Origin of the sequence: Nocardioides panacisoli (genome assembly GCF_039537325.1) — a bacterium.
Taxonomy (GTDB): Bacteria; Actinomycetota; Actinomycetes; order Propionibacteriales; family Nocardioidaceae; genus Nocardioides; species Nocardioides panacisoli.
Window position 1 is genome coordinate 22,832 of sequence record NZ_BAABAH010000023.1, and the last position, 10,397, is coordinate 33,228.

The following is a 10,397-nucleotide window of genomic DNA, read 5'->3' on the forward strand; positions in this document are numbered from 1 at the left end:
CGGCCGCCGCGGCCATGCCGGACCTGCACAATCTTACTCACGGTGTTGTGCGAGACTGACACGGTGGTGACCCTGGCGGACCTGCTTGCCGAGCCGGACCTCGAGCTCGTGCCGGTGCACCTCGCCGACGACCGCGCCGAGGTCCGCTGGGTCGCGACCAACGAGCTGGTGGACCCGACGCCGTACCTCGAGGGCGGCGAGGTGCTCCTGACCACCGGCCTGGAGACCAAGGGCTGGCGCTCGGAGTGGCGGAGGTACGTCGAGCGGCTGCACGCCGCGGGCGTGGCCGGCCTCGGGATCGCGGCCGGGCTCACCCACGAGCGGCCGCCGCGCGCGCTGGTGGCGGCCTGCGAGGCGGTCGGCCTGAACCTGTTCGAGGTGCCACGGCCGACGACCTTCGTCGCGGTGTCCCGGGCCGCCGCCGCGCTGCTCGACGCCGAGCGCGAGAGCGCCGCACGCCGGGCCGCCGAGGCCCAGCGGGTGCTCACCCAGGCGGCGCTGGAGGTCGACGACGGCCCGGCCGTCGTACGCCGTCTCGCGGCGCTGGTCGGCGGGGCCGCCGCCACGGTGGCCCGCGACGGCACGCCGATCGAGGGCCCGCACGGGCCGCGCGCGACGGACCTCTCCCTCGACGTGGTGCGCACCGAGGTCGACCGGATCCAGCCCCAGGGGCTGCGTGCGGCCGCGAGCTCCTCGGTCGGTGCGGGCACGACGGTGGTGCGGCCGCTCGGCGTACGGTCCCGCCCCGAGGCGTGGCTCGCGGTCTTCGTGCCGGGACGGCTGGGCGACGCGGACCGGGTCGCCGTCACGACCGCCGTCTCGCTGCTGAGCCTCGGCCTGGAGCGGCGGCGCGAGCGCCGCGCCGCCGATCGCCAGCTGCGGGCTCGTGCGGTCGAGCTGCTGCTGGCCGACGACCCGCGCACCGCCGGCATCGTGCTCGGCGCCGCGAGCGCGGGCGGGGGCGCCCGGCCGCGGCTGCCGCGCGAGGTCCGACTTCTGCAGGCGCGCGGTGCGGCGGACGTCGTCGAGGACGCGCTGTCCGAGCTGGAGGCGGAGCGGCTGCTGGGCGCAGTCCTGGACGACGAGCTGACCGTCGTCAGCAGTGCCCGGCGGGCTCCCGCGCTGGCCGCGCTGCTGGCCGAGCGAGGGCTGCTCGTCGGCGTCGGGAGCACCGCTCCGGTGGAGGAGTGCTTGGCCAGCCACGAGACCGCGCGGCACGCCCTGACCGAGGCCACCCGCGCCACCCCGGTGCGCACCTGGGACGACCTCGCCGACGCCGGCGTCGTCGGGTTGCTCGGGCCGGAGCGCGCGGCGTCGTTCGCGCGGTCGTTCCTCGCGCCGCTCGCGGACGACGCGGTGCTCGTCGAGACGCTCGCCGCGTTCCTGCGCCATCACGGGTCGCGCGGCGAGATCGCCGCCGACCTCGGCGTGCACCGCAACACCGTGCGCAACCGGATCGAGCAGATCGAGGGCTTGCTGGGCGCCTCCCTCGACGATCCCCGGGTCCGCGTCGACGCGTGGGTCGCGCTGCAGATCCCCCGTTGAGGAGCGGCCCGGTGGGTACCGGCACGGGCACCCAGAGGGAGGGAGAGGGCCATGACCGACGACCAGCTCGACGTGCACCGCGAGGTGCTCAGGCTGCTGCTGCAGAAGATCGACGACGATCCCTATCCCTCGACCACGATGATGGACATGGTCGAGGGACTGCTCCGTCCGGAGGAGGTGCCGGCCTACGTGGCGATCCTCATGGACAAGATCCAGGCGGACACGTTCCCCAGCATCAACCTGCTGAACCGGATCACCGCCTACGGCTGAGCATCACCGGAAGGCGGCGACGCCGGTCAGTGCCTGCCCGAGGACGAGCGTGTGCATCTCCACGGTGCCCTCGTAGGTCAGCACCGACTCCAGGTTGTTCGCGTGCCGGATGACCGGGAACTCCAGGGAGATCCCGTTGGCGCCCAGCACCGTGCGCGCCGTACGGCAGATCTCGAGGGCGGCGCGGACGTTGTTCAGCTTGCCCATGCTGACCTGCTCAGGTCGCAGGGTGCCGGCGTCCTTGCGCCTGCCCAGGTGCAGCGCGAGCATCAGGCCCAGGCTGTAGTCCAGGTCCATCTCGACCAGCTTCTGCTGGGTCAGCTGGAAGGCGGCGATCGGCTTGCCGAACTGCGTCCGCTCACCGGCGTAGGTCACGGCCGCGCCGAGCGCCGACCGGGCCGCGCCCATCGCGCCCCAGGCGATCCCGTAGCGCGCCTCGTTGAGGCAGCTCAGGGGACCTTTGAGCCCGCGCACCTCAGGGAACGCGGCCGCGGCAGGCAGGCGTACGCCGTCCAGCACGAGCTCGCTCGTGACCGACGCGCGCAGCGACATCTTGTGCTTGATCAGCGGCGCCGAGAACCCCGCGGTGTCCGTCGGGACGACGAAGCCGCGGACGCCGTCGTCGGTCTGCGCCCACACGACGGCGACGTCGGCGACCGAGCCGTTGGTGATCCACATCTTGCGGCCGTCGAGGACCCAGTCGCCGGACGGCTCCTGGCGGGCGCGGGTCCGCATGCTGCCGGGATCGGAGCCGGCGTCCGGCTCGGTGAGGCCGAAGCACCCGATCGCCTCGCCGGCGGCCATCCGCGGGAGCCAGTCCTGCTTGTGCTCCTCGCTGCCCCACTTCCAGATCGCGTACATGGCGAGCGAACCCTGCACGGACACCAGGGAGCGGATGCCGGAGTCGGAGGCCTCGAGCTCGAGGCAGGCGAGGCCGTACTCGACCGCCGACATCCCCGCACAGCCGTAGCCGGTCAGGTGCATCCCGAGGACCCCGAGCGCCCCCAGCTCCTTGGCGAGGCCCCGGACGTCGTCGATCTCACCGCGCTCGAACCAGTCCGCGACATAGGGGTCGACCCGTTCGGCGCACAGCTGCCGCACGGACGACCGCACCGCGATCTCGTCGGCGCTCAGCAGGTCGTCGATCCCGGCGAGGTCCAGGTTCGGCGGGTTGGCGGTCATCGGGATGCCTCCTCTTCGAGCCAGCGACGGATCTCGTCGCCGTGCTGCCCCAGCCGTGGCGGGGCGAAGTACGTCGTGACGGGCGTGCGGCCGTAGTCGACCGGGTGCCGGACCTGCGGCACGCCGCCGTCGACCCGGACCGTCGGGTCGAGGCCGAGCGACTCGGCGAGCGCGAACGCGTCGGCGACGGTGCCGACCCGGCCTGCCGGCACGCCGACGCCGTTCAGCCGGCCTGCCCACTCCGCCGCGGTGTCCACGGAGAGCAGGTCCTCGAGCAGCGGCACCAGCACCGGCCGGTGGGCCACCCGGGCGGCATTGGTCGCGAACCGCTCGTCGTCGGCGAGCCGCGGCCGGCCGAGCACCTCGGCCAGCCGGCGGAACTGCCCGTCGTTGCCGCAGCAGACGGCGAGCAGGTCGTCCTTGCAGCGCAGCGTCTCGTAGGGCGCGATCGACGGGTGCTGGTTGCCCATCCGGGTGGGTGACCGGCCGGTGGTGAGGTAGGACGACGCCTGGTTCACCAGCGACCCGAGCAGGCTGGAGAGGAGGTTGACCTCGATCCGCTGTCCGCGCCCGGAGCGCTCGCGCTCGGCGAGCGCGGCGAGGATCCCGATGACCGCGTCCTTCCCGGTGAGCACGTCGACGAGGGCGACGCCGGCCTTCGTCGGCTCGCCGCCGCCGTCACCGGTGATGCTCATCAGGCCGCCGACGGCCTGGACGAGGAAGTCGTAGCCGGGCAGCTGCGCGCCCCCGGCGCTCCCGAACCCGGTCACCGAGCAGTAGACGAGGCCGGGATTCTCCCTGCCGAGCGAGACGTGGTCGAGCCCGTGGCGGGCGAGCGTGCCGCCCCGGAAGTTCTCCACCAGCACGTCGGCCCGCTCCGCCAGCCGGCGGGCGACCTCCAGGTCGGCCGGGTCGGCGAGGTCGAGCGCGATCGACTCCTTCGACCGGTTCGCGCACTCGAAGTAGGAGCTCGACATGTCGGTCCACGGCGGTCCCCACGACCGGGTGTCGTCGCCGGTGCCCGGCCGCTCGACCTTGATCACCCGCGCGCCGAGGTCGGCCAGCATGGTGGTCGCCACCGGGCCGGCGAGCACGCGGCTGAAGTCGGCCACCAGCAGGCCCTCGAGCGGTCGGGTCATGGGTCGAGGGTAGGTCTGCAGACGGCGCGGTGGCAGGGAAGAAGCTGCACAACGGGAGTTGATCAGTTGGGCGAGCTGCACAATGGTCAGCGGAACGGCTCGCTCATCAGCGCGAGCAGCAGCAGCGCCCGGGTCTCGGCGACGTCGAGCGGGAGCCCGGTGATCTCCTCGACCCGCGCCATCCGCGCCTTGAGCGTGTGCCGGTGCACGCCGAGCGCCTTGGACGCCGCCTCCCACGAGCCGTTGTGGTGGAGGAAGGCCTCGAGGGAGCCCAGCAGGTCGCCGTCGCGGGGGCCGGCGTCGCGCTCGAGCGCCTCGATCGCAGGGGCGGCCATCGACCAGACCCGGGCCCGGACGTTCTCGTCGGCGAGCACCGGGCCCAGGGCGAGCTCCGCGAACCGGCCCACCGGGCGGCCGGCCCGCCGGGCGGCGTCGGCGGCGAGCTCGGCGGGGCCGAGGCCGGAGGCGATCGCGAACTGGTCGAGCTCCCCGCTCACGCCCCAGGTGACCCCCGGGACGCCGGCACTGCCGAGCTCCTCGACCAGCTGGTCGACGAGGGCGTCGGCGTCCCGTCGCAGCAGGAGCACGGCGACGCCGGCGTCCACCCGGGCGACGACGTGCGGCCGCTTGGTCGCCTCCAGGTGCGCGGCGACGACGTCCTCGACCCGTGCCCGCCGGCGGTCGGAGGTCGCCAGCGCGAGGACCACGCCGTCCCTCGGGTCGAAGCCGAAGTGGTGCAGGTGCCGCTCCAGCCCGGAGGTGTTCGCGCGGGCGTCGAGGAGAAGGGCGAGCAGCGTCCCGCCGAGGGCGTGGTAGGCGGCGATCAGCTCAGCGGGCCAGTCCAGCTGCAGGGTCATCAGGCCGGCGGCCTGGTTGAGCAGCAGCCGGTCCGTGTGGGTCGGCGGGGTCCGCTGGACCACCGCCAGCCAGCCGCACACCCCGGACCGGCCCTGGATCATCTGCATCTCCAGGGTGCCCTCGTCGATGTCGACCGCGACCGTGCCGGGTCGCGCGGCGGCCACCAGGCGGCGGTACTCCTCCTGCACCCGGTCCAGCAGGGCTGCCCGCCGCGTCGACGCCGCCATCACCGCGCCGTACTCGTCGAGCACCACCACCTCGACCGTCAGCTCCCGCGCCAGGAGGTTCGCCGCGCCGCGCAGCCCGCCGCGGACCGCCGCCCGCGTGATGTCGCGCTGGTAGGACAGCACCCGCTGCAGCTCCTCGACCTGCTCCTCCGACAGCCGCCGAGCGACCGCCTGGGTGACGGCGATGAATGCGGTCCCGACCGGCACCTCCAGCAGCGGCAGGCCGTGCCGGGCGCACTCGTCGACGATCGACGGGGGGATCTCGTCGTAGCGGACGCCCACACCGAAGCCGAGTCCGGCGATCCCGGCGGCCGCGAGGCGCTCGACGTACGCCCGCTGCTCGCGTAGGGAACGTGGCAGCCGCAGCCCGGTCGTCAGCACCAGCTCGCCGCCGGCCAGCCACTGGGTCGGGTCCAGCGCGTCGATCGCGTGCGCCCAGGTGAGCGGCTCGTCGGTCGCGTCGCCCACGACCATCCGGAGGCCGAACTCGGGCCGCTCGAGCAGCCAGCGCAGCGACGCCATCGGGCCTCCGGAGGGTCAACCGACAATCCGTCCAGTGGAAGGACCGCCGGTTCGACAGATTGTCTATGAGACCCCAGTGTGACGCAGCCTACTCTCGATCGCCATGAGCACCCTGCACCTCCAGAACTTCGTCGGCGGTGCGTACGTCGACGACCGCTCCGGGAGCCGGTCGCCGCTGGTCGACCCGTCCACCGGCGAGACCTACGGCGACGCGCCCGTCTCGAGCCGGGCGGACGTCGACCTCGCCTACGAGAGCGCCGCGAAGGCGTTCGACACGTGGCGCACGACGACGCCCTCCCAGCGGCAGGAGGCCCTGCTCAAGATCGCCGACGCCGTCGAGGCCCGGGCCGAGGAGCTGGTCGAGGCGGAGAGCCGCAACACCGGCAAGGTCGTGCCGCTGACCCTGGCGGAGGAGATCCCGCCGATGGTCGACCAGATCCGGTTCTTCGCCGGCGCGGCCCGGGTGCTGGAGGGCCGGTCCGCGGGCGAGTACCTCGCCGGTCACACGTCGTGGATCCGCCGCGAGCCCGTCGGCGTCGTGGGCCAGGTCGCACCGTGGAACTACCCGATGATGATGGCGGTCTGGAAGTTCGCGCCGGCGCTGGCCGCCGGCAACTCGGTGGTGCTCAAGCCCAGCGACACCACCCCGCACACCGCCCTGCTGCTGGCCGAGATCGCCTCGGAGTTCCTCCCCGCCGGCACCCTGAACGTCGTCTGCGGCGACCGCGGCACCGGCAACCTGGTGGTCTCCCACCCGACGCCGCAGATGGTGTCCATCACCGGGTCCGTCGGCGCCGGCATGCAGGTCGCCCGCGCGGCCGCCGACGACCTCAAGCGCGTGCACCTCGAGCTGGGCGGCAAGGCGCCGGTCGTCGTGTTCGACGACGCGGACGTCGCCGCCGCCGCCGAGGGCATCGCGATGGCCGGCTACTTCAACGCCGGCCAGGACTGCACCGCCGCGACCCGCGTGCTGGTGGCGCCGGCGATCCACGACGAGTTCGTCGCCGCGCTCGCCGAGCAGGCGCGCGGCTCGCAGACGTCGTACGAGAAGGGGCGTCACGACGAGGACTCGTTCGTGCCGCCGCTCAACAACGGCTGCCAGTTCGAGCGGGTGCTCGGCTTCCTCGACCAGGTGCCGGACCACGCCGGGGTCGTCACCGGCGGCGCCCGGCAGGGCGACCGCGGCTTCTACGTCGAGCCCACCGTGATCGCCGGGCTCGAGCAGCAGGACACGCTGGTCCAGCAGGAGGTCTTCGGCCCGGTGATCACCGTGCAGACGTTCGCCGACGAGCAGGAGGCGCTGACCAAGGCCAACGGCGTCCCCTACGCGCTCGCCTCGTCGGTCTGGACGAAGGACTTCGGCCGGGCGCTGCGGATGTCGAACAACCTCGACTTCGGCTGCGTGTGGATCAACACGCACATCCCGCTGGTGGCCGAGATGCCGCACGGCGGCTTCAAGCACAGCGGCTACGGCAAGGACCTCTCGATGTACGGGCTCGAGGACTACACGCGCATCAAGCACGTGATGGCGAACGTCGAGGCCTGACCACATGACCGACCACCCCGGCCTCAAGCGCTCGCTCGGACTCTGGGCGATCGTCGCGCTCGGCCTCGGCTACATGACGCCGACCGTCATGTTCGACACCTTCGGCATCGTCACCGACGAGACCCACGGCGCCGTCCCGCTCGCCTACCTGGTCGCCCTCGTCGTCATGCTCTTCACGGCGATCAGCTACGGGCGCCTGGTGCGGGTCTTCCCATCCGCCGGGTCGGCGTACACCTACACCCGCGAGACGATCCACCCGGTGCTCGGCTTCCTCGTCGGGTGGACCGCGATGCTGGACTACCTCCTGCTGCCGCTGGTCAACGCGCTGATCATCCGGCTCTACATGACCTCGCTCTTCCCGGACTCCCCCGGCTGGATCTGGGTGGTGCTGATCGTCGCCGTGATCACCGGGCTCAACGCGTGGAGCATCAACTCGACGTCGAACGTCAACTTCGCCCTCGTCGGGTTCGCGATGGTGATGATCGTCGTCTTCGTGGTGCTGGCGCTCGGGCAGCTCGCCGACGGCGTCGGCCAGGGCACCGTGCTCACCAGCCAGCCGCTCTTCCACCCCGGCGTGCACGCGCCGGCGATCCTCACCGGCGCCACGGTGGTGTGCTTCTCGTTCATCGGGTTCGACGCCATCTCCATGTACACCGAGGAGGCCAAGGACCGCTCGGACGTCCCCAAGGCGATCGTGCTCACGCTGCTGATCGGCGGCGCGGTCTTCCTGGCCGGCAGCCAGGTGGCGCAGTCGGTCTTCCCCGACACCTCGCGGTTCAGCCTGGTCGACGACCCGCTGCCGGAGATGGCGTTCCTGGTCGGCGGCAGGCTGTTCCAGATCCTCTTCGTCTCCGCGGCGTTCGCCGCGACCGTTGCCTCGGGCCTCTCCTCGCACGCCAGCGTCTCGCGGCTGCTGCACGTCATGGGCCGCAACCGGGTGCTGCCCCAGCGGGTCTTCGGCTACGTCCACCCGACCCGGCGGACGCCGGTGTACGCCGTCGTGTTCGTCGGCCTGGTCTCCTTGCTCGCGATCACCCCGAGCCTCGAGCTGGTCTCGTCGATGATCAACTTCGGCGCGCTGACCGCCTTCTCCTTCGTCAACATCTGCGTGATCGCGCTGTTCGCCGTACGACGCCGCGAGGTGCGCACGGCGCGGCAGGTCACGACCAACCTGGTGCTGCCGCTGATCGGCTTCGGCCTGACCGGCCTGCTGTGGTCGCACCTGCACCGCGACGCGCTCGTGACCGGCCTGACCTGGACCGCGATCGGCATCGCCTACGCCGTCGTCCTGCGCATCACCTCCGGGACCCGGCTCTCCGACTTCGAGCTCGACCTCTCCGACAACCTGATGGAAGTGAACTGATGACCACGTTCGACAACGACCGCCTCCAGCAGTCCGCGAAGGACCACCTCTGGATGCACTTCACGCGGCAGGGCTCGTACGCCGACCACGACGTACCGCTCATCGTCCGCGGCGAGGGCGCCTACATCTACGACGTGCACGGCAAGCGGTACCTCGACGGTCTCGCCGGCCTGTTCGTCTCCCAGCTCGGCCACGGTCGCACCGACCTGGTCGAGGCCGCTGCGAAGCAGGCCTCGGAGCTGGCGTTCATGCCGCTGTGGTCCTACGCGCACCCCAGCGCGATCGAGCTCGCCGAGCGGGTCGCGGGCTACGCGCCCGGCGACCTGAACCGGGTGTTCTTCACCTCCGGCGGCGGCGAGGCCGTGGAGTCCGCCTGGAAGCTGGCGAAGAACTACTTCAAGCTCACGGGCAAGCCGTTGAAGCACAAGGTCATCAGCCGGGCGATCGCCTACCACGGCACCAGCCAGGGCGCGCTGTCCATCACCGGCCTCCCCGGCCTCAAGCAGCAGTTCGAGCCGCTGGTGCCCTCGACGTTCCGCGTGCCGAACACGAACCTCTACCGCGCCGACACGATCACCGGAGGGTTCCTGGACGGCTCGGACCCCGAGGCGTTCGGGCGCTGGGCCGCCGACCAGATCGAGGTCGCGATCCTCAACGAGGGCCCGGACACCGTCGCCGCGGTCTTCCTCGAGCCGGTACAGAACGCGGGCGGCTGCTTCCCGCCCCCGCCGGGCTACTTCCAGCGGGTGCGGGAGATCTGCGACCGCTACGACGTGCTCCTCGTCTCCGACGAGGTGATCTGCGCCTACGGTCGGCTCGGCGAGATGTTCGGCGCCACCCGGTTCGGCTACCAGCCGGACATCATCACCTCGGCCAAGGGCCTGACCTCGGGCTACTCCCCGCTCGGCGCGATGATCGCCTCGGACAAGCTCTTCGAGCCGTTCGCCTCGGGTGACGCGATGTTCGCGCACGGCTACACGTTCGGCGGTCACCCGGTGTCGACCGCGGTCGCGCTCGCGAACCTCGACGCGTTCGAGCGGGAGGGCGTGCTGGAGAACGTCCGCGAGAACGAGGCCTCGTTCCTGTCCACGCTCGAGAAGCTCAAGGACCTGCCGATCGTCGGCGACGTCCGCGGCGCCGGGTACTTCTACGGGATCGAGCTCGTCAAGGACAAGGCCGCCAAGGAGTCGTTCTCCGACGAGGAGTGCGAGCGGATCCTCTACGGCTTCCTCTCCAAGGCGCTCTACGACGCCGGTCTCTACTGCCGCGCCGACGACCGCGGCGACCCGGTCATCCAGCTCTCACCGCCGCTGATCTGCGACCAGTCGCACTTCGACGAGATCCACCACGTCCTCGACTCGGTCCTCACCGAGGCCGGCAACCTCCTCTGAACCCTTCCCCCGCACACCTGGAACTGGAGCAACACGACATGCGCATCGGCGTCCCCAAGGAAGTCAAGAACCACGAGTACCGCGTCGCCATCACCCCCATCGGCGTCCACGAGCTGGTCGCCCACGGCCACGAGGTCGTCGTCGAGACCGGCGCGGGCGCCGGCTCCTCGATCTCCGACGCCGAGTACGTCGGCGCCGGCGCCAAGATCCTGGACACCGCCGACGACGTGTGGGGCACCGCGGAGATGGTGCTCAAGGTCAAGGAGCCCGTCGCCGAGGAGTACCACCGGATGCGCGAGGGGCAGACGCTCTTCACCTACCTGCACCTCGCCGCGGACAAGCCGCTCACCCAGG

8 protein-coding genes and 1 pseudogene are annotated in these 10,397 nt (G+C 71.9%); 6 read left to right on the forward strand and 3 right to left on the reverse strand.

All coding sequences use genetic code 11. From position 1 onward, the window contains the following. The first annotated feature begins 63 nt into the window (after positions 1-63). Complete coding sequence (locus ABD709_RS20750; protein ID WP_344778970.1) at positions 64-1,545, forward strand: PucR family transcriptional regulator; 1,482 nt, start codon at positions 64-66, stop codon at positions 1,543-1,545. Positions 1,546-1,596: 51 nt separating this feature from the next. Continuing rightward, positions 1,597-1,815 carry a hypothetical protein gene (locus ABD709_RS20755; RefSeq protein WP_344778971.1) on the forward strand — a complete coding sequence of 73 codons (219 nt, stop codon included), beginning with the start codon at positions 1,597-1,599 and terminating at the stop codon, positions 1,813-1,815. Between the two features lie 3 nt (positions 1,816-1,818). On the opposite strand, the gene ABD709_RS20760 is transcribed toward ABD709_RS20755, so the two are convergent. From ABD709_RS20760 to ABD709_RS20770, 3 genes are all read right to left on the reverse strand, one after another. Further along, the gene (locus ABD709_RS20760) at positions 1,819-2,997 is read right to left on the reverse strand and encodes an acyl-CoA dehydrogenase family protein (RefSeq protein WP_344778972.1); all 1,179 of its coding nucleotides are present in this window, start codon (positions 2,995-2,997) and stop codon (positions 1,819-1,821) included. Then, complete coding sequence (locus tag ABD709_RS20765; protein WP_344778973.1) at positions 2,994-4,136, reverse strand: CaiB/BaiF CoA transferase family protein; 1,143 nt, start codon at positions 4,134-4,136, stop codon at positions 2,994-2,996. The genes ABD709_RS20760 and ABD709_RS20765 overlap by 4 nt, the downstream gene beginning before the upstream one ends. Before the next feature lie 86 nt (positions 4,137-4,222). Next, on the reverse strand, positions 4,223-5,743 hold the full coding sequence (locus ABD709_RS20770; protein WP_344778974.1) for a PucR family transcriptional regulator ligand-binding domain-containing protein: 1,521 nt from the start codon (positions 5,741-5,743) through the stop codon (positions 4,223-4,225). A 103-nt stretch (positions 5,744-5,846) separates the two neighbouring features. Between ABD709_RS20770 and ABD709_RS20775 the strand changes: the two genes are divergently transcribed. The 4 genes and pseudogenes from ABD709_RS20775 to ABD709_RS20790 form a co-directional block, all read left to right on the forward strand. After that, on the forward strand, positions 5,847-7,289 hold the full coding sequence (locus tag ABD709_RS20775; RefSeq protein WP_344778975.1) for an aminobutyraldehyde dehydrogenase: 1,443 nt from the start codon (positions 5,847-5,849) through the stop codon (positions 7,287-7,289). Between the two features lie 4 nt (positions 7,290-7,293). Then, a complete protein-coding gene (locus ABD709_RS20780; protein WP_344778976.1) occupies positions 7,294-8,652 on the forward strand; it encodes an APC family permease in 1,359 nt (452 codons plus the stop codon). Beyond that, complete coding sequence (locus tag ABD709_RS20785) at positions 8,652-10,043, forward strand: aspartate aminotransferase family protein (protein ID WP_344778977.1); 1,392 nt, start codon at positions 8,652-8,654, stop codon at positions 10,041-10,043. Before ABD709_RS20780 ends, ABD709_RS20785 begins: the two co-directional genes overlap by 1 nt. 38 nt (positions 10,044-10,081) lie before the next feature. Then, positions 10,082-10,397 (forward strand): annotated as a pseudogene (locus ABD709_RS20790) (alanine dehydrogenase); the annotation flags it as partial.

What these genes read in the sequence shown, in the direction of transcription:
- ABD709_RS20755 (WP_344778971.1), top strand. Translation starts at nt 1,597, where the DNA reads ATGACCGACGACCAGCTCGACGTGCACCGCGAGGTGCTCAGGCTGCTG.
- ABD709_RS20760 (WP_344778972.1), bottom strand. Translation starts at nt 2,997, where the DNA reads ATGACCGCCAACCCGCCGAACCTGGACCTCGCCGGGATCGACGACCTG.
- ABD709_RS20765 (WP_344778973.1), bottom strand. Translation starts at nt 4,136, where the DNA reads ATGACCCGACCGCTCGAGGGCCTGCTGGTGGCCGACTTCAGCCGCGTG.
- ABD709_RS20770 (WP_344778974.1), bottom strand. Translation starts at nt 5,743, where the DNA reads ATGGCGTCGCTGCGCTGGCTGCTCGAGCGGCCCGAGTTCGGCCTCCGG.
- ABD709_RS20775 (WP_344778975.1), top strand. Translation starts at nt 5,847, where the DNA reads ATGAGCACCCTGCACCTCCAGAACTTCGTCGGCGGTGCGTACGTCGAC.
- ABD709_RS20780 (WP_344778976.1), top strand. Translation starts at nt 7,294, where the DNA reads ATGACCGACCACCCCGGCCTCAAGCGCTCGCTCGGACTCTGGGCGATC.
- ABD709_RS20785 (WP_344778977.1), top strand. Translation starts at nt 8,652, where the DNA reads ATGACCACGTTCGACAACGACCGCCTCCAGCAGTCCGCGAAGGACCAC.